18 protein-coding genes are annotated in these 17,671 nt (G+C 75.5%); 5 read left to right on the top strand and 13 right to left on the bottom strand.

Annotated elements, in window-relative coordinates; translation table 11 throughout:
* Positions 1-55 precede the first annotated feature (55 nt).
* Positions 56-994, bottom strand: a complete 939-nt coding sequence (locus AAHH18_RS07240) for a carbohydrate ABC transporter permease (protein ID WP_343301152.1) — start codon at positions 992-994, stop codon at positions 56-58.
* Between the two features lie 5 nt (positions 995-999).
* A complete protein-coding gene (locus AAHH18_RS07235) occupies positions 1,000-1,929 on the bottom strand; it encodes a carbohydrate ABC transporter permease (RefSeq protein ID WP_459349095.1) in 930 nt (309 codons plus the stop codon).
* A 279-nt stretch (positions 1,930-2,208) separates the two neighbouring features.
* Here AAHH18_RS07235 and AAHH18_RS07230 point away from each other — a divergent pair, with 279 nt between their 5' ends.
* Positions 2,209-3,252, top strand: coding sequence for a LacI family DNA-binding transcriptional regulator (locus tag AAHH18_RS07230; RefSeq protein ID WP_343301138.1), 1,044 nt, complete (start codon positions 2,209-2,211; stop codon positions 3,250-3,252).
* A gap of 6 nt (positions 3,253-3,258) precedes the next feature.
* Here the strand turns inward: AAHH18_RS07230 and AAHH18_RS07225 are convergent, their stop codons facing one another.
* Entirely contained in the window at positions 3,259-4,197 is a 939-nt protein-coding gene (locus AAHH18_RS07225) for a universal stress protein (protein WP_343301137.1), read from the bottom strand.
* Between the two features lie 84 nt (positions 4,198-4,281).
* Complete coding sequence (locus AAHH18_RS07220) at positions 4,282-5,211, bottom strand: M15 family metallopeptidase (RefSeq protein ID WP_343301136.1); 930 nt, start codon at positions 5,209-5,211, stop codon at positions 4,282-4,284.
* Positions 5,212-5,445: 234 nt separating this feature from the next.
* On the opposite strand from AAHH18_RS07220, the gene AAHH18_RS07215 reads away from it, so the two are divergent.
* Positions 5,446-7,092, top strand: coding sequence for an endo-1,4-beta-xylanase (locus AAHH18_RS07215; protein WP_343301135.1), 1,647 nt, complete (start codon positions 5,446-5,448; stop codon positions 7,090-7,092).
* On the opposite strand, the gene AAHH18_RS07210 is transcribed toward AAHH18_RS07215, so the two are convergent.
* The 3 genes from AAHH18_RS07210 to AAHH18_RS07200 are packed head-to-tail and all read right to left on the bottom strand — an operon-like array spanning position 7,089 to position 10,143.
* On the bottom strand, positions 7,089-7,529 hold the full coding sequence (locus AAHH18_RS07210) for a hypothetical protein (RefSeq protein WP_343301134.1): 441 nt from the start codon (positions 7,527-7,529) through the stop codon (positions 7,089-7,091). The two genes, AAHH18_RS07215 and AAHH18_RS07210, sit on opposite strands and share 4 nt — an antisense overlap.
* Positions 7,530-7,558: 29 nt before the next feature.
* The gene (locus tag AAHH18_RS07205; protein ID WP_343301133.1) at positions 7,559-9,166 is read right to left on the bottom strand and encodes a SpoIIE family protein phosphatase; all 1,608 of its coding nucleotides are present in this window, start codon (positions 9,164-9,166) and stop codon (positions 7,559-7,561) included.
* A complete protein-coding gene (locus AAHH18_RS07200) occupies positions 9,163-10,143 on the bottom strand; it encodes an EamA family transporter (protein ID WP_459349094.1) in 981 nt (326 codons plus the stop codon). Before AAHH18_RS07200 ends, AAHH18_RS07205 begins: the two co-directional genes overlap by 4 nt.
* A gap of 123 nt (positions 10,144-10,266) precedes the next feature.
* On the opposite strand from AAHH18_RS07200, the gene AAHH18_RS07195 reads away from it, so the two are divergent.
* The gene (locus AAHH18_RS07195; RefSeq protein ID WP_283319878.1) at positions 10,267-10,809 is read left to right on the top strand and encodes a MarR family winged helix-turn-helix transcriptional regulator; all 543 of its coding nucleotides are present in this window, start codon (positions 10,267-10,269) and stop codon (positions 10,807-10,809) included.
* 61 nt (positions 10,810-10,870) lie between these two features.
* Positions 10,871-11,254, top strand: a complete 384-nt coding sequence (locus AAHH18_RS07190; RefSeq protein WP_343301132.1) for a hypothetical protein — start codon at positions 10,871-10,873, stop codon at positions 11,252-11,254.
* Positions 11,255-11,272: 18 nt separating this feature from the next.
* Here the strand turns inward: AAHH18_RS07190 and AAHH18_RS07185 are convergent, their stop codons facing one another.
* A complete protein-coding gene (locus AAHH18_RS07185) occupies positions 11,273-12,160 on the bottom strand; it encodes an LLM class F420-dependent oxidoreductase (protein WP_283319877.1) in 888 nt (295 codons plus the stop codon).
* 170 nt (positions 12,161-12,330) lie between these two features.
* Between AAHH18_RS07185 and AAHH18_RS07180 the strand changes: the two genes are divergently transcribed.
* Complete coding sequence (locus tag AAHH18_RS07180; protein WP_283319876.1) at positions 12,331-12,735, top strand: helix-turn-helix domain-containing protein; 405 nt, start codon at positions 12,331-12,333, stop codon at positions 12,733-12,735.
* Positions 12,736-12,782: 47 nt separating this feature from the next.
* On the opposite strand, the gene AAHH18_RS07175 is transcribed toward AAHH18_RS07180, so the two are convergent.
* The 5 genes from AAHH18_RS07175 to AAHH18_RS07155 form a co-directional block, all read right to left on the bottom strand.
* Entirely contained in the window at positions 12,783-13,397 is a 615-nt protein-coding gene (locus tag AAHH18_RS07175; protein ID WP_283319875.1) for a ClpP family protease, read from the bottom strand.
* Entirely contained in the window at positions 13,397-14,011 is a 615-nt protein-coding gene (locus tag AAHH18_RS07170) for a ClpP family protease (RefSeq protein WP_343301131.1), read from the bottom strand. Before AAHH18_RS07170 ends, AAHH18_RS07175 begins: the two co-directional genes overlap by 1 nt.
* A gap of 217 nt (positions 14,012-14,228) precedes the next feature.
* Positions 14,229-15,044 carry a PP2C family protein-serine/threonine phosphatase gene (locus AAHH18_RS07165; protein ID WP_343301130.1) on the bottom strand — a complete coding sequence of 272 codons (816 nt, stop codon included), beginning with the start codon at positions 15,042-15,044 and terminating at the stop codon, positions 14,229-14,231.
* Between the two features lie 121 nt (positions 15,045-15,165).
* Positions 15,166-16,368, bottom strand: a complete 1,203-nt coding sequence (locus tag AAHH18_RS07160) for an NAD(P)/FAD-dependent oxidoreductase (protein ID WP_343301129.1) — start codon at positions 16,366-16,368, stop codon at positions 15,166-15,168.
* 68 nt (positions 16,369-16,436) lie between these two features.
* On the bottom strand, positions 16,437-17,648 hold the full coding sequence (locus AAHH18_RS07155; RefSeq protein WP_343301128.1) for an amidohydrolase family protein: 1,212 nt from the start codon (positions 17,646-17,648) through the stop codon (positions 16,437-16,439).
* Between the last annotated feature and the right edge of the window lie 23 nt (positions 17,649-17,671).

The following is a 17,671-nucleotide window of genomic DNA, read 5'->3' as shown; positions in this document are numbered from 1 at the left end:
CTTCGTTGTCGGAACCGCGGGGGGTGGGGTCGGGTGGATCGGGGGACGCCGGTGGTCACTCCTTGACGGAGCCGGACGCGAGGCCCGACTGCCAGTACCGCTGGAGGAACAGGAAGGCCACGACCAGGGGCAGGATGGTCAGGACGGACCCGGTGATGACGAGGTTGAAGATCGCCTCGCCGCCGGCCGTCGCGGCCTGGGCGTTCCAGGCGTTGAGCCCCACGGTGAGCGGGTACCAGTCGGGGTCCTTGAGCATGATCAGCGGCAGGAAGTAGTTGTTCCAGGTCGCGACCATCGTGAAGAGCAGCACCGTGACGATGCCGGGGGCGAGCAGGGGCAGGCAGATCTGCGCGAACGTCCGCGCCTCCCCCGCGCCGTCCACCCGGGCCGCCTCGAGCAGCTCGGTGGGGATCGCCTCGGCCGCGAACGTCCACATGAGGTAGAGCCCGAACGGGGAGATCAGCGAGGGGATGATGACCGCCCACGGGGTGTTGGTCAGGCCCATCCGGCTGAACATGAGGAACGTCGGGACCGCCAGCGCCGTGCCGGGCACCGCGACCGCGCCGATGACGACCGCGAACACCGCGCGCTTGCCGGGGAACGTGAACTTGGCCAGGCCGTACCCGCCGAGCACCGCGAGCAGCGTCGCGCCGCCGGCACCCGCCACGACGTACAGCAGGGTGTTGCCGAGCCAGCGCACGAAGATGCCGTCGTCGTAGGTCAGCGTGTCGGTGACGTTCTGGACGAGGTGGAGGCTCCCCGAGAACCACAGGCCGAACGACGTGAACAGGTCGCCCTGGGACTTGGTGGCGTTGATGAGCAGCCAGGCGAGCGGGACCAGGCTGTACAGGCACACCAGGGCGGTGAGCACCGTCAGCAGGCCGCTGCGGCGGGGCCGGTCGACGCTGTGCCGCCGCGGGGTGCGCAGGCGGGGGCCGCGGCCGGGCCGGGCGGGCCGGGCGGCGGGCGTGGTGGCCGGTGCGGTCGTGGTCATCGTCGTCACGCCCCCTTCCGCATGCCGCGGAGCTGGACGACGTAGGCGATGACCATCGTGATGACGCCCATGATGATCGCGACGGTCGCCGAGTAGTTGTACTGCTGGCCGGAGAACGACAGCGAGTAGGCGTACAGGTTCGGGGTGAAGTGCGTCGTGATCGCGTTGGGCGCGAGCTTCTGGAGGATGCTCGGCTCGTTGAAGAGCTGGAACGACCCGATGATCGAGAAGATCGTGGCGATGACGAGCGCGCCGCGGATCGCGGGGAGCTTGATCGCGGTGACGACCCGCCACTGGCCGGCGCCGTCGATCTCCGCCGCCTCGTACAGCGACCGCGGCACGACGCGCAGCGCCGAGTAGAAGATCAGCATGTTGTAGCCCACGAACTCCCAGGTCACGATGTTGCCGATCGACGCCAGCACGAGGTCGGGCGACAGGGGGTTCGGTAGCGAGATCCCGAGCGCGTCGTTGAGGTTGCCGACCAGGCCGAAGCGGGTGCCGTACATGAAGCCCCACATCAGCGTCGCGACGACCGCGGGCACGGCGTACGGCAGGAAGATCGAGATCCGGAAGAACGACGTGCCGTACAGCCGCCCGGAGTCGATGGCGAGCGCGACCAGCAGCGCGATGCCGAGCATGATCGGCACCTGCACCGCGAGGAACAGCGACACCCGGCCGAACGCCGACCAGAACTGCGGGTCGGCGAACGCGCGCTGGTAGTTCTCCAGCCCGACGAACGCGTTGCCGCCGACGAGCTGCTGCCGGAACAGGCTGAGGTAGAGCGAGTACGCGATCGGGGCGAGGAACACGAGGGCGAACACGGCCATGAACGGGCCGACGAAGCCCCACCCGGTCCACCGTCCCCGGCGGACGGGGCGGCGCCGGGCGGCGCGGGCGGGCGCCGCGGCGGCGGTCAGGTGGACGGTCTGCGTCACTGCGAGCCACTCCTTCGGGGTCGTCGCCCGGGCCGGTGTCATCGGATGTTGACGTCAACATCGGCGGGCGGACGTCACGTTGCCACGGCAGCGGGGAGGCTGTCAACGCGATGCGGGCACCCGGCGGGTCACAGAATGGTGACGTCACCATCCCGGTGTTCGTGCGGGACCGCTCCCAGGACGCCCGACGGCGCCCCGTGCCGCCGCGCAGCAGCGCGCACGGCACGGGTGGGCGTGGGATCGCCCGATGGTGACGTCATCACGCCTATGATCGGCGCCATGACGTCCGACTCCGCCGGAGCACCGGCCGCCACGCGCGGACGCCCCGGGCCGTCCATCGCCGACGTGGCCCAGCTCGCCGGGGTGTCGTCGCAGACCGTCTCCCGGGTGTCCACCGGTGCCGAGAACGTCCGCCCCGCGACGCGCGACCGGGTGCTCGCCGCGATGGACGAGCTCGGCTACTCCCCCAACCACGCCGCACGCGCCCTGCGCTACGGCTCGTTCGGCACGATCGGCGTGATCGCGCACCGCCTCGCCCGCACCGGCGAGTCCCGCACCGTCGAGGCCGTCGTCGAGGCAGCCCGCGCGGAGGGCTACACCGTGAGCCTGGTGGACGTGCGCACCCCCGGGTCCGACGACGTCACGGACGCCGTGGCGCGCCTGTCGCACCAGTCGATCGACGGGCTCGTCATCATCCGCGCCGAGACCGCCACGCCCGTCGCGCTCGCGCTGCCGCCGCGGCTGCCGGTCGTGGTGTCGGACTCCCGGTTCGTCGGGCACCACCCCGCGGTCGGCGCGGACCAGGTCACCGGCACGCACCTGGCCGTGCAGCACCTGCTGGACCTCGGCCACCGCACCGTGCACCACGTGGCCGGGCCCGACGACTCCGCGCCGGCGGGGGTCCGCGTCGCCGCCTGGCGCCAGCACCTCGTGGGCGCGGGCCGCCCCGTGCCCGACGTGCTGCGCGGCGACTGGTCGGCGCGCTCCGGCTACGAGGCCGGGCGGCGGCTCGCGGCCGACCCGGACGCCACCGCCGTGTTCTGCGCGAACGACGAGATGGCCGCGGGCGTGCTGCGCGCGCTCGCCGAGAGCGGCCGCCGGGTGCCGGACGACGTCTCCGTGGTCGGGTTCGACGACATCCCGCTCGCCGAGTACCTGTGGCCGCCGCTGACCACCGTGCAGCAGGACTTCCACCTCATCGGCGAGCGGCTCATGGAGCTGCTGCTGCGGCAGATCCGCGAGCGCACGCCGCTGGAGGACAGCCGCGTGGTGGTGCCCACCCGCCTCGTCGTGCGCGCGAGCACCGCCCCGCCGCGGGGCTGACGGCGCTCAGCCCCCGGCGCCGCCGCCGACGGCTCCCGCGTGCGCCACGGCCGCCTCCTCCACCGCCCGCACCCCGCGGGTCACGAGCACCGGGCAGTGCGCGCGGTGCACGACCGAGCGGCTCGTCGAGCCGAGCACGAGGCTGGTGAACCCGCCCCGGCCGCGCGTCCCCACGACCACCAGGCCCGCGTGCCGCGACCGGCGTACCAGCACGTCCGCCGCGCGACCCTCCGCCAGGTCGCACGTCACCGTGACGTCGTGCCGGGACGCCGCCCACGACCGCGCCCGGTCGAGCACCCGCTCCGCCTCCGCCAGGGCGACCTCGCCCGGGGACTGCCGCGGGTAGGCCAGCGCCCAGTACGACATCGCGGTGGTCTCCGACGTCGGCGTCCACGCGGTCAGCACCACCACCTCGGCGTCGTGGACGCGCGCCGCGTCGCACGCCGCCTCGAGCGCGCCGAACCCGCCGGGCGACGCGTCGAACCCGACGACCACCGGCTCGCCCCCGATCCCGGCGCGCACCTCGTCCGGCACCACGACCACCGCGCACAGCGCGTGGTGCAGCACGCCGGACGTGACCGAACCGATGAGGGCACCGGCCGACCGGCCCGCGCCGTGCCGGCCGAGCACCACGGCCCGGGCACCGGCCGCCCGCTCCACGAGCACCGCGGCCGGCGGTCCGTGCAGCACCGTCCCCCGCGCGTCCAGCCCCGGCGCGGCCTCCCGCGCGAGAGCCACGCCCTCGTCGGCGACCTCCTGGACCTGCGCCAGCACCTGCCGGCCGAGCCACGAGTCGCCCGCCCCGCCGCCCTCCTGGCCGGCGAAGCCCCACACGTGCACGACCTCGAGCGCCCACCCGCGGCGCGCCGCCTCGGACGCGGCCCACCGGACCGCCGCGGCGGACTCACCGGACGTGTCGTACCCGACGACGATCCTGTCCTCCACCTGGCACCTCCCGCTGCCGATGCGTGCCTCCAGCGTCCCCCCGCGCGGCGCTGCGCACCAGGGGCGAGGGTCCCGGGTGGGACGTCAGCGACCGGTGGTCGAGAAGTGCTGGTAGTCCACCGGCGACGTCCAGTCCCCGCCCCACTCCCAGCCGTGCGCCGCGAACGCCCGCACCACCGCGTCGCCGGCGTGCACGACACCCGGCGCGTCCGGCCGCGACGCGAACGGCTCGCCCTCCGGCGGCAGCACCAGCGCGCCGCGCACGTACGGGTTCTCCACCGGGTTCAGGTCGATCGCCCGGCCGTAGGCGTGCTCGGACCAGCCGGTGCCGCGGCTGATGGGCCGGCAGTTGAACGCCGACGTGTTGTCCGCCGCCATCGACGCGTCGTCGCTGCCTCCGAAGTCGTCCACCAGCCGCATCGTGCGCACCGGGTACCCCAGCGCGAACAGCTCGCCGAACACCGCGACGACGGACTCGGCGACGTCGGCGTGCACCACCAGCTCCCCCGTCGCGGCCCCGCCGTCGAACGTCCGGTGCGTGACCGTGACGTACCGCAGGTCCGCCAGCGGCACCGGGCAGCCGTCGTGCCAGGACGCGGACATCCGCTCGGCGAGGTCCGGGGTGATCGGGGCGACCGTGCCCGCGAAGCCCGCGGCCAGGGCGTCCGGCTCGACGGCGCCGACGTCGGCCCACGGGACGTCGGGGGCGCTCACGGGCGGCGGAGGCGGCGGCGCGTCCGGCGCGCCCGCGGACGCGGCACCCGGCGTGCCCGTCGGGGGCACCGCGGCCCCGGGCGTGGTCGGGTCCGGCGTGGTCGGGTCCGGCGTGGTCGGGTCCGGCGGGGACACCGCCACGGGCGGCCCCGGCGCGGCGGTCACCGCCTCGCGGGCGCCGTCCGCCGGGACGCAGGCCGTCACGGCGAGCACGGTCGCGAGCACGCCCCCGAGCCCGACGGCCGCGGTCCTCGCCCGCCGCCGACCCGGTCCGCCCTGCGCCGCGTCCCCCGACCGCACCCGGTCAGCGTACGCACGGTGCCGGCCGGGAGGGCGGGCGGACCCGCGGGCGGGAGCGGGAGGCGAGGGGGCGGCGGGAGCCGGGCGGCGGGAGCCGGGCGGCGGGCGGCGGGCGGTGGGCGGCCGATGGACCCCGCCGCTGCGCGACGGCGCGGATCCGCCCGGCCGCTGGCGTCAGTGCCCGGGCCGTGCCTACCGTGGCCCCTCCCGAACCCCGACCCGGAGGACGACCGCGTGCGACGTCCCGCCCTGCTGCTCGGCACCGGCGCCGTCGTCCTCGCTCTCGTCCTGGTCCTCGCGATCGTGCTGAACCGTGACGAGCCCGCCTCCGACTCCGCCCCCACTCAGGCGCCGTCCTCCGCCTCCGCCCCGCCGGCCGACGCGCTGACCACCGTCCTGAGCAGCGGGTTCGACGAGGGCGACGACGGCTGGGAGCCGCTCGGCGACGGCGTGCAGGTCTCGACCGCCGACGACCCGACCCGGTCGGGTGCGGGCAGCCTGCTCGTCACCGGCCGCCAGGAGCCGTGGCACGGCGCGGCCGTGGACGTCTCGAGGCTGCTCGCCCGCGGCCAGGTGCACACCGTGTCCGCGTGGGTGCGGCTCGGAGCCGACGGGGGCGGCGAGGGCAGCGCGGCCGGCGACGCCGAGGTGCAGCTCACCCTCGAGCGCGACGGCGCCGAGCCCGTCTACGTGCACGCCGCGCGCGGCGTCGTCGGCCCGGACGCGTGGGTGCACCTCACCGGCGCGGCGCAGGTCCCGGAGGGCGACGGCGACTGGCGCCTCTACGCCGAGACGACCGCGTCCCTGGCGGACCTGCGCCTGGACGACGTCGCCGTGCAGCGGCCCGCTCCCCCGGTCCAGGAGGACGTGCCGGCGCTGCGCGACGTCGCGGACGTGCCGATCGGGATGGCGGTCGGCCCGCAGGACCTCACCGGCCGGCCCGCCGAGCTGCTGCTGCGGCACGCCGACCAGATCACCCCGGAGAACGCCCTGAAGCCCGCGGTGGTGCAGCCGCGGGAGGGCGAGTTCGACTTCGGCCGCGCGGACGCCGTGCTGGACGTGGCCGTCGAGCACGGCCTGACCGTCCACGGGCACACCCTCGTGTGGCACCGCTCGACGCCGGACTGGTTCTTCGAGGACGCCGACGGCCGGCCGCTGACCTCCGCCCCGGAGGACCAGGCCCTGCTGCTCGACCGGCTGCGGACCCACACGCAGGCGATCGCCGCCCACCTGGCCGAGCGCTACGGCGCGGACAACCCGGTGACGTCGTGGGACGTCGTCAACGAGGCGATCGACCCGGAGCAGCCCGACGGCCTGCGCCGCAGCCGGTGGTACGAGGTCCTCGGGCCGGACTACGTCGCCGAGGCGTTCCGCATCGCCCGCGACGCGTTCGGCCCCGACGTCGCGCTGTACCTCAACGACTACGACACCGACGCCCCCGGCCGGCGCCGCGCGCTCGTCCGCCTGGTCGCCGACCTCCAGACGCAGGGCGTCCCCGTCGACGGCGTCGGCCACCAGATGCACGCGAGCCTCACCACCGACGTCGACCAGGTCGCGGCCACGTTCGACGCCGTCGGCGCTCTCGGCGTGCAGCAGGCGGTCACCGAGCTCGACGTCGCGATCTCCGGGCGCGACGAGCACCTCGACAGCACCCCGTCGGACCGCCTGGAGCGCCAGGGCGAGCAGGTCGAGGCCCTGGTCGCGACCGCCCGGTCCCGCGGCGTCGCGTCGATCACCGTGTGGGGCGTGTACGACACGCGGTCGTGGCTGCGCACCTGGCCGGAGGACCGGCCCTTCGAGGCGCCGCTGCTGTTCGACGACGACCTCCAGGCGAAGCCGGCGTTCTGGGGACTCGTCCGGGGGCTCGGCGGGGAGGGCTAGGAGGCACCGCCGTCCGCCGGGCCGGGCGTCGGGTCGTGCAGCCACCAGTCCGCCTCGTACCGGTACGGCATCGCGACCACCTGCACCTCGTCCTCGTACGTGACGTGCCCCGGGTGCGCGGTGCGCAGCTCGACCCAGCCGACGCCGTACCGGTCGAGCACGTCGAGGTACTCCCCGGTGGCGGCGAGCGGCGCGGCGCTCCCGACCTTGAACCACGCGCGCGCCCCGGGGTGGGCCTGCTGGTCGTAGCACCCGGGGACGACGGTCGACGGGTCGGGGTACGCGGCGGTCATCCGCGCGTTGGCGTCCCGCCACCAGGCGGTGTCCTCCGGGGTGAGGAGGCCCTGCCGCCCGAGGGTGTTGACGAGCGCGAACACGCCGGGGTGGCGTCCGCTGCGGCTGGGGACGGCGCTCTGGAACCGGATCAGCTCGGGCACCGACGCATCGTCGCACCCCGGCGCCGTCCCTACGCGGAGACCGCCCGGTAGACGACCAGCGCCACGTCGTCGTCGGAGCCGTGGGGCGCGAAGGACCGCAGCAGGTCGTCCGCGACGTCCTCGGGCGCCGCGTGCCCGGGCTGCGCGGCGACCAAGCCGGCGAGCCGGTCGATGGCGTGCGGCAGCGCCTCGCCCCGCCGCTCGATCAGGCCGTCGGTGTACGCGATCACGAGGTCCCCGGGCGCGAGCGTCTCCGTGGACTGCGTCCGGCGGCGGCCGCTGAGCGCGAGGGCGGCGCCACGGGCCCCGTCGAGCAGGCGCGTCTCGCCGTCGGCGCGGCGCAGCACGGGCGGCAGGTGACCGGCCGCGGAGTACGTGAGCGTCCCGGCCTGCTCGTCGACGACCGCGCAGAACACCGTCGTGCACTCGGCGCCCGGGAGCGTGCGGGCGAAGCGGTCGAGCCCCTCGAGCACCGTCGCCGGGGTCGCGTCCTGCAGCAGCAGCGACCGGGTGGCCGCGCGGAGCTGGCCCATGCGGGCGGCGGCGTCGAGGCCGTGCCCGACGCAGTCGCCGATGACCAGGGCGTGCCGGCCGGGGGTGATCTGCACGACGTCGTACCAGTCGCCGCCGACCGCGAGGTCGCCCGCCGCGGGCCGGTAGCGGGCGACGATGCCGGGCAGCGCGACGCCCTCGGGGACGATCGCCGCCTGGAAGGTGTCGCTGACGGCACGGAGCTGGTCGACCTCGCGGACGTGCCGCAGCGTGCCGGCCACAGCGACACCGACCGCTGACGCGACGAGCCGCAGGAACGACCGGTAGCCGTCGTCCCACGGCCGGCGCTCGGCCGCGGACAGCACGACCGCGCCGGTCGCGGGAGCCGGCAGGGGGACCACGAGCGTGCGGCCGCGCTCCTCCGCGACGCCCGTCTCAGCCACCCGCGCCACGACGTGCTCGGGCAGGGGTCCCGGGGTCCCCGGGGCGGAGCTGCCCAGCAGCGTCAGGTGACCGTCGGGGTCCACGAGGTGCAGCTCGGCGGCCGCGACGTCCTGCGAGTCCGCCAGCAGCGCGGTGGCCGCCCGGCTGATCGCCGGGAGGTCTCCGTGCGCCGCCGCGAGGCGCACCGACAGGTCTCCCAGCAGCCGCATGCGCCGGCCCTCGACCACCTGCGTCGTGGTCTCCGTCGCGATGTCGAGCAGCCCGCCCACCGTGCCCGCGGCGTCGCGGATCGGTGAGTAGGAGTAGGTGAAGTACGCGTCCTCGTCGTACCCGGACCGGTGCATGACGAGGTGCTGGTCGACCACCCAGGTCGGCTCGCCGTGCACCATGACGCGCTCGACGGACTCCTCGAGGTCCTCCCAGATCTCCTTCCACACCTCCGCCACGGGCGAGCCCATGGCGGACGGGTGCTTGTCCGAGCCGAGCATCTCGCGGTAGCCGTCGTTGTAGATCATCGTCAGCTGCGGGCCCCACGCCACCAGCACCGGGAAGCGGGTCGAGAAGCACATCTCCACGGCCACGCGCAGTGCCGTCGGCCAGGTCGCGGGCGACCCGATGGGCGTCGACTCCCAGTCCACGTCGCGCGCCAGCAGGCCGCAGGCGCTGCCTGCGGTGACGCGCCGGAACCAGGGTGACCTCACGCACCGACAGTACGCGTGGCCGCTGCACGCGGCACGGTGTGCGCATCGCCCCCGGCCCCGGCAGGCGGGCCGGCCACCGGGCGCCGCTGCGCGACGAGCACGGACCCCAGCACCAGCGCCGCGCCCGCGACCTGCCAGCCGTTGAGCGCCTGCCCGAGCACCACCCAGCCCAGCACGGCGGCGACGACCGGGCTGAGCAGACCGAGGAACGACACCCGCGCCGCCGGCAGCCGTCCGACACCCCGGAACCAGAGGGCGTACGCGAGCGCCGTCCCCGCGAGCCCGAGGTACACGAACCCGGCGACCGCGCCCGCGTCGACGCGCGGCAGCGGCCCCTCGACGGCCAGCGCGAGCGGCGCGAGCAGCAGGCCGCCGGCCGTGAGCTGCCAACCGGTGAACGCGAGCAGCGGGACGGGCCTGCCCCACCGTGCCGTCAGCACCACGCCGAGCGCCATCACCACCGCGCCGGCGAGCCCCGCGACGACGCCCGTGACGTCGAGCCGGGCGGTCGAGCGCAGCACGAGCAGCGCCACCCCGGCGACGCCCGCGAACCCCGCCACGACCGTCCCCGGCCGGACCCTCTGCCCGAGCAACGCGGCACCGAGACCTGCGACGACCAGCGGCTGCACCGCCCCCAACGTCGCCGCGACCCCGCCGGGCAGCCGGTACGCGGCCACGAACAGCAGCGCGAAGAACACCCCGATGTTCAGCGCGCCGAGCACTGCGGCGCGCCACCACCAGTCACCGGATGGCAGCCGCCGCGTCACCGCGAGCAGCAGCAGGCCCGCGGGCAGGGCGCGCAGCGCGGCCACGAGCAGCGGCCGGCCCTCCGGCAGCAGCTCCGTCGTCACGAGGTACGTGGTGCCCCACAGCACCGGGGCCACGGCCGTCGTCACGGTGAGCAGCACGTCCGACCGCACGCGCTGCTGCGCCCCACCCACCGCTTCGCCTCGGTCGACCACGTCCACGCCGTCCACCAGCCCTCCCCTCGTCGGCGGGCCGGGCGGCGGGTTGGATGCCGGCGCTCGCTCGCCATTGCTTAGACCCTAAGTTACTTGCTTCAAAGTGACTGTCAAGAGAGCAAGTGGCAGACTGCGTCCATGGCGACGACCGACCGACCGGCGGCCCCCACCGACGGCACCGACAGCCCCGCCCCGGACGGCGTGGACCGAATCCTTGAGCAGTGGGCGCGCGAACGCCCCGACCTCGACACCGAGGCCATGGGGATCTTCGGCCGGATCTTCCGCCTCGCCCGCGCCGGCGGGGAGGCGACCGCCGCCGCCTACGCCCGATCGCACCTGACACGCGGCGACTTCGACGTGCTCGCCACGCTGCGGCGCGCCGGGAACGGCGGCGACCTGTCCCCCTCCGCGCTGTCGGCCACCCTCATGCTGACCACCGGCGGGATGACGCAGCGGCTCGACCGCCTAGAACGCGCCGGGCTCGTCCGGCGCAGCCCGGACCCGGCCGATCGTCGCGGCCTGCGGATCAGCCTGACCGACCGCGGCGCCGACGTGGTCGACCAGGCGGTGGCCGACGGGCTCGCCGCCGAGCAGCGGCTGCTGGCTGGCATCCCGGCGCAGCGTCGGAGGGAGATCGACGCCATGCTGCGGGAGCTGCTCGCGGCGGTCGAGCCGTCCTGATGCGCGATCCTGGAACACGCGGCTCCACGCGACGCCGAGCGTCTGGACGCAGGATCGACCGGTGGTGACCGACGACGAGGTGGTCTCCAGGCTGCGAGCGGACGCGCGGGCGGCCGGCCTGGATGTCCCCCTGGACATCGTCACCGTGACGCGCGGCGACCCGGGAGGCGAGTGGGACGCGTGGGTCCCGCCCGGAGCCACCGAGCCGACCCTGGTGCTGGTGCTCGACGCGAACCGCACGGCGCTCGACGCCCGCGACCGGCGCGAGGTGCTGGCCGAGGCCGCCGGCGAGCTCCAGCAGCTCGTGGTGGATCTGAGCGGATCACCGTGGCCGGTGGACCCGGGCAGCGGCGTGGTCCTCGAGCCGGGCACGACCCCGGACGGCGACGCGGTGTGGACGGCCCCGGGCGTTCGCCCCGTCCCGATCGGGTCGCTGCCGGGCTGATCCACACCGCGCCCCGCGTCAGAGCTCCGCGACCCGCGGCACCGCCGGCGCGACGTGGTCCCGCACCCACGTCGCGAGGCTCAGGTCCGCCGGCGGCCGCAGGATGACGGTCTCGACGCCGAGGTCCGCGTACGGCCGGGCCGCCGCGACGAAGCCGTCGACGTCGCCGGTCAGCAGCTCGTCCCCGCCCATGAGCATGGTCACGCGGATGTCGGCGAAGTCCCGGCCGACGGCGTCGCAGTGGCCCCGCAGCACGTCGAGCTTGTGCGCGACCTCCTCCGGCGTGGACGAGAACAGGTTGCACGCGTCGCCGTACTGCGCGACGAGGCGCAGCGTCTTGCGCTCCCCCGACCCGCCGACCATGATCTCCGGCCCGGTGCCCGGCCGGCTCAGCGGCAGCGGCGAGCACAGCGTCTCGGCGAGCTGGTAGTGCTCGCCCTCGAACGGGCCGTCCGCGCCGGGCGTCCACATCTGGCGGCAGATGCGCAGCGCCTCCTCCAGGCGCTCGAACCGTTCGGCCAGCGGCGGGTACGGCACGCCGAGCGCGAGGTGCTCCCGCTCGTACCAGGCCGCGCCGATGCCGAGCGTGGCGCGGCCGCCCGCGAGCACGTCGAGCGTCGCGACGATCTTCGCCAGCAGCCCCGGGTGCCGGTACGTGACGCCGGTGACGAGCGCCCCGAGCTGCACCGTCTCGGTCCGCCCGGCGAGGAACCCGAGCGTCGTGTACGCCTCGAGCATCGGGTCGGACGCCGGGAACCCGGCCGGCTCCATCTGGAAGAAGTGGTCCATCACGGACAGCCAGGACAGGCCCGCGTCCTCCGCCGCCTCGCCGGTGTCGGCGAGCTCCTGGCGCAGGCGGGCCGGCTCGACCGCGTCGAACCGCATGAGGTGGGCACCGAGGCGCATGGTGGCTCCCTGGGAGTGAAGTGGGTGACACCGGGGACGATGCCCCTTGGAGTGCGCTCGAAGTCAACCCGGGAGGCGGCCCCGGACGGCGTCTGCTGAGGGCAGAACGACGCGCCCGCGCCGCAGCCGGTGCGCGGGCTACGGTGGCCGGGACCCGCAGGAGGTGCCCCGTGCCCCAGCTCCCCGCCGCCCCTCGCACGACCCGGCCGCGACCCGAGCCGCCACTGCGCGTCCTCGTGGGCGCGATCCTGCGACGGCACCGCGAGCGCCAGGGCCGGACGCTGCGCGACGTCGCCGACGCCGCCCGCGTGTCGGTGCCGTACCTGTCGGAGGTCGAACGCGGCCGCAAGGAGGCGTCGTCCGAAGTGATCGCCGCCGTGTGCCGGGCACTGGGCCTGCGCATCGTCGACCTCGTCGGCGAGGCGTACGCGCAGCTCGCGCGCGCCGAGGGGCACGCGGTGCTCGACCTGACGTCGTCGCCGGCCCGGCCGCTCGGACCGGTCGCTCCCGGGACGTCGGCGCCCGTGGTGCCGCTGCGCACCCCGGCCCGGACGCCCGTGCTGCTGGCCGCCTGAGACCGGCCCGCGGGCAGCCGCGCGGGCCGCCCACGGACCGGTCGTCGTCAGGCCGCCGTCGCCTGCGGTCGCTTGACGGTCGTCACCACCGCGTCCGCGATCCCGTACTCGACCGCCTGCGCGGCGGTCAGCACCAGGTCCCGGTCGGTGTCGACGCGGAGCTGCTCGACGGTGCGGCCGGTGTGCCGGGCGAGGATCTCGTCCACCTGCCCGCGCAGCCGCAGGATCTCCGCGGCCTGCAGCTCCAGGTCCGCAGCCGTGCCCTGCCCGCCGCCCGACGGCTGGTGCAGCAGCACCCGCGCGTGCTCCAGGACGTGCCGCTGCCCCGGCGTCCCCGCCGCGAGCAGCACCGCCGCCGCGGACGCCGCCTGCCCCAGGCAGAACGTCGCGACGTCGGGCCGCACGTACTGCAGCGTGTCGTAGATCGCGAGCAGCGCCGTCACGGACCCGCCCGGCGAGTTCAGGTACAGGTGGATCGGCCGGTCCGGGTCCTCCGACTGCAGGTGCAGCAGCTGCGCGATGACGACGTTCGCGACCCCGTCGTCGATCTCCGTGCCCAGGAAGATGATCCGGTCGGACAGCAGCCGCGAGAACACGTCGGCGTGCCGCTCCCCCGTCGGCCGCTGCTCGACGACCACCGGCACCGTGTACTGGCCGGCCATCACAGACCCGCCCGGTGCAGCGTCGCGTCCGGCCGCACGTCGTCCAGCCGGGTGACCACCCGGTCGACGAACCCGTAGGCCAGCGCCTCCTCGGCGGTGAACCAGCGGTCCCGGTCGGAGTCGCGCTCGACCGTCTCGACGCTCTGGCCGGTGTGCTCGGCGATGAGGGCCTGCATGGTCCGCTTGGTGTGCGCCATGTTCTGCGCCTGGATCGCGATGTCGACCGCGGTGCCGCCGATGCCGCCCGACGGCTGGTGCATGAGCACGCGGGCGTGCGCCATGACGTTCCGCTTGCCGGGCGTGCCGGCGCTCAGCAGGAACTGCCCGGCGCTGGCCGCGAGTCCCATCGCGAGCGTCGCGACGTCGTTCGGGATCAGCCGCATCGTGTCGTACATGGCGAGCGCCGCGCTGATCGACCCGCCCGGCGAGTTGATGTACAGCGCGATGTCACGCCGCGGGTCCTCCGCGGACAGCAGCAGAAGCTGCGCGCAGACGCGGTTCGCGACGGCGTCGTCGACCTCCTGCCCCAGCACGACGATGCGCTGGTGCAGCAGCCGCGCGGCGAGGTCGTCGTCGAACGCTCGGGCGGGTGGGGTGGTGGCGGTGCTGGGCACGGGGACCTCCTGGGGTGTCGGGTCCCGCCACGCTCGCACCGCCCGGCCGTCCCGGGCCCGCGGGTCTGCCCGCAGCAGATCCGCCCCGAGCAGATCCCTCGCCCACCCGCGACCCGCAGGGCCGTCGAGAGTGCAGCAGATGCGGGGTTCCGCGCGTCGAACCCCGCATCTGCTGCAACCTCGACGTGGGTCGCGCGGGGCGGGCGGCGAGGGCGGGTCAGCGGGTCAGGTCGAGCACTGCGCCCAGCGCCTCGTCCGCCGCCGAGCCCGCGACGTGCGCAGCAGCCCCGGGCTCCGGCGCGTCGCCGACGACCACGTCCGCCACGGCCACGCTGACGTTGTCCCACGCGTCCGCCTCCAGCGCCGCCGCGACCAGGGCCTCGGCGGCGGCCTCGGGGGACGCCGCGTCGCGGAGCAGCGCGAGCACCCGGTCCTCCGGGACGTAGTCGGTGAGGCCGTCGGTGGCCATGAGCCACCGGTCGCCCGGTTCGGCGTCGACCTCGAGCAGCGTCGTGTGGGTGGCGTCGGCGACGTCGCCGGCCAGGCAGTGCAGGATCACGTTGCGCCGGGGGTCCTGGGCGGCGTCGGCCGCGGAGAGGATCCCGCTGTCGACGAGCAGCTGCACGAGGGAGTCGTCGCGGGTGACGCGGCGGCCGACCCCGTCGCGCACGAGGTACGCGCGGGAGTCGCCGATGTGCAGCACCCGCATCGTGTCCTCGCCGCAGAAGATGCCGGTGAACGTCGTCGCCATGCCCGCGAGGCCGGGCTCGCGCCGGACCCGCACCGCGAGGTCGGCGTTCGCGACGGCGAGCGCCTCCCGCAGGTCCTCGTCGCTCCAGCGGCCGGTGTCCGCGGCGCGGAGCGCGGCCATGAGCCGGTGCGTCACCGTCCAGGACGCGACGTCGCCGCCCGCGTGGCCGCCGACGCCGTCGGCGACGAAGGCGTAGCCCGTCGCGGAGCCCGCGGCGTCCTGGTTCTGGGCGCGGTGCGCGCCCGTGACGGATCGCAGGGCCGTGACGAGCGACAGCGGCATGCGGCACCTCCGGGAGGGACGGAGTTGTCTCGTGGTCCCACGATGCCACGTCCGGCGGCCCCCGACCGACCGGGCTGGGTGCCAGGACCCGGGCCGGACCAGCCCGGACCCGGCCGGGCGGTCAGCCGATCAGCCCCCGCAGCGCCTCCGGCCGCACGTCCGTCTGGTGCGCGATGACCTCGCGCGCCCGGTCGGTCGCGTCCCACACGTTCCACAGCAGCACCCCGGCCACCCGCCCGCCGTCCAGGTAGTAGACGACGCCGGTGTCGTACGGCTCGACGTGCCAGTCCTCGACGGTCTCGAGCGAGGAGTCCAGCCGGCCGACGGCCTCGTAGCCCGCGTCGAACAGGTCGGAGTAGAAGAACGGCGTGTGGTCGTAGGGCTCGTCCGCGCCGGCGAGGTTCCGCCCGGCCTGCCGGCCCATCGTCGTGGCGTTGTCGACGTGCTCGACGCGCCGGCGCCCGAGGATGCGGTCCGGATACTGCGCGACGTCGCCCGCGGCGTACACCGACGGGTCGGACGTCCGCAGCCGGTCGTCGACGACGATGCCGTCGTCCACGTCGAGCCCGGCGGACCGCGCGAGGTCCGTCTCGATCTCCAGCCCGGCCCCGACGACGACCGCATCGGCGGCGAGCTCCCGGCCGTCCTCCAGCACGACGGTCACGCCGTCCGGCCCCGACGTCCCCGACGCGACCCGCGCGCCGCCGAGCACCTCGACGCCGCGCTCGACGTACATCCGCTCCAGGTGCGCGGCGAGCCCCGCGGGGAACGTCGCGCCGGTCAGGGTGGCGGCAGGGTGCACGAGCGTGACGCGGGTGTCGTTCTGCACCAGCGCGGCCGCGAGCTCAGTCCCGATGTAGCCGCCGCCGACCACGACGACGTGCCGGCCGCCGCCCGCGAGGTCGCGCAGCCGCTCGTAGTCCCGGACGGTGCGGAAGGAGATGACCCGGCCCGAGTCCTCCAGGCCGCCGATGCGACGCGGGTGCCCGCTGGTGGCGAGCAGCAGCCGGCCGTACCCGAGCGTGATGCCTGCGTCGGTGGTGACCGTGCGGCCGGCGCGGTCGACCGCGACGACCGACTCCCCCAGCAGCAGCTCGGCCCCGGTGTCCTCCGCGGTGTGCAGCCACACCTGGTCGAACGTGAACTCCGGGTCCGTCCAGAGCTTCTTGGTCAGGGCCGGCCGCGTCACGGGGGCGGTCGGCTCCCGGCCGACCACCGCGATCGTCCCGTCCGGGTCGACCTCGCGGATGCCGCGCGCGGCGGCGTCCCCCGCCATGCCCGCGCCGACGATGACGTAGTCGTAGCTGTCCCGCACCGTGCTCACCCCTGTCCTCGTGGTGTCCCGCCTGCTCAGCGTCGCGCGCCGAGGGGCGGTCCGCCACCCCGGGGAGGTCAGCCCGGCAGGGACCCCGCCACGACGCGCCCGCGGGACACGACCGCCACGATGTTCTCGACGCGCAGCGCCGACACGTCCTCCCACGGCCGCCCGCGCAGCACCACGAAGTCGGTCCCGAGCCCGGCCCGCAGCCGCCCCGTCGTCGACCCCAGGCGGATCGCGTCCGCGGCGTCGGACGTGGCCGAGCGGAGGGTGCGCTCCGCGGACCAGCCGAACATGCCCGCCATCTGGCGGACCTCCTCCATCTGGTCCCCGAACTGCACGAACTGCCCGGACGCGTCGGTGCCGAGCACGAACCGCACGCCGGCCTCGGCGGCGCGGGCGAACCCGGCGTCCCGCAGCGCGACGACGTCGCGGGCCTTGGCCTGCGCCTCGGCGGAGACCGGCCGGCGCGCCTCGGCGATGATGTCGTTGATGAGCAGCGTCGGGGCGACGGGCAGGTCCCGCTCGAGCAGCGCGGCGAGGTGGTGCTCGGCGATCGCGGTGCCGTGCTCGATGGAGTCCACGCCCTCCGCGAGCGCGATGTCGAGCCCCTCCACCGAGTGCGTGTGCGCGGCCACCAGCATGCCGAGCGCGTGCGCCTCGTCGACGGTGGTGCGGATCTCGTCGCGGGTCTGGTTGCGCCAGCCGACCTTGTCGCCCATGGAGAGCACGCCGCCGGAGGTGTAGATCTTCACGCCGGCCGCCCCGGACCGCGCCCACACCCGCACGAGCTTGCGGCACTCGTCCGGGCTGTCCGCGGTCGGCGGGCGGTGCGGGTAGTGCGGCGGGACGAACAGGTCCCCGTGGCCGGCGGTCATGCCGACCTGGCCGTGCGACAGCAGCCGCGGGCCGGCGAGCACGCCGGCGTCGAACGCCCGCCCGACCGCGAGCTGCACGGAGTCCGCCGCGAGGTCGCGCAGCGTCGTCACACCCGCCCGGGCGCAGCGCAGCGCGTTGGCGGCGACGTGCAGCGACCGCTCCTCCGGCGGGGTGAGGATCGGCCACGCCGACGGGTCGGACGCGGGCGCCCCGGCCGCGTACCCGAGGTGCACGTGCGTGTCGACGAGCCCGGGGATCACGCTGAGGTCGGTGTGCCGGGCGGGCGCCTCCTCGACGGCCAGGATGCGGTCGCCCGCCCAGGTCAGCCGGGCCGGGCCGACCTCGCGGTCGCCGTCCCACAGCGGGAGGCCGTCGAGGACGTGCTCGGGGGCGGCGTGGTGCGACATGCAGGGGCCTTTCGCAGGGAGCG

Source organism: Cellulomonas olei, from assembly GCF_039548315.1.
In the GTDB taxonomy this organism is placed as follows: Bacteria; Actinomycetota; Actinomycetes; order Actinomycetales; family Cellulomonadaceae; genus Cellulomonas.
Note: the sequence above shows the minus strand (reverse complement) of the source record. Positions and strands in the feature narration are given on the sequence as shown.

Bases quoted from the DNA above. Each gene is read 5' to 3' on its own strand.
- AAHH18_RS07195 (WP_283319878.1), top strand. From the start codon at position 10,267: ATGGCGACGACCGACCGACCGGCGGCCCCCACCGACGGCACCGACAGC.
- AAHH18_RS07240 (WP_343301152.1), bottom strand. From the start codon at position 994: ATGACCACGACCGCACCGGCCACCACGCCCGCCGCCCGGCCCGCCCGG.
- AAHH18_RS07165 (WP_343301130.1), bottom strand. From the start codon at position 15,044: ATGCCGCTGTCGCTCGTCACGGCCCTGCGATCCGTCACGGGCGCGCAC.
- AAHH18_RS07155 (WP_343301128.1), bottom strand. From the start codon at position 17,648: ATGTCGCACCACGCCGCCCCCGAGCACGTCCTCGACGGCCTCCCGCTG.
- AAHH18_RS07175 (WP_283319875.1), bottom strand. From the start codon at position 13,397: ATGGCCGGCCAGTACACGGTGCCGGTGGTCGTCGAGCAGCGGCCGACG.
- AAHH18_RS07230 (WP_343301138.1), top strand. From the start codon at position 2,209: ATGACGTCCGACTCCGCCGGAGCACCGGCCGCCACGCGCGGACGCCCC.
- AAHH18_RS07185 (WP_283319877.1), bottom strand. From the start codon at position 12,160: ATGCGCCTCGGTGCCCACCTCATGCGGTTCGACGCGGTCGAGCCGGCC.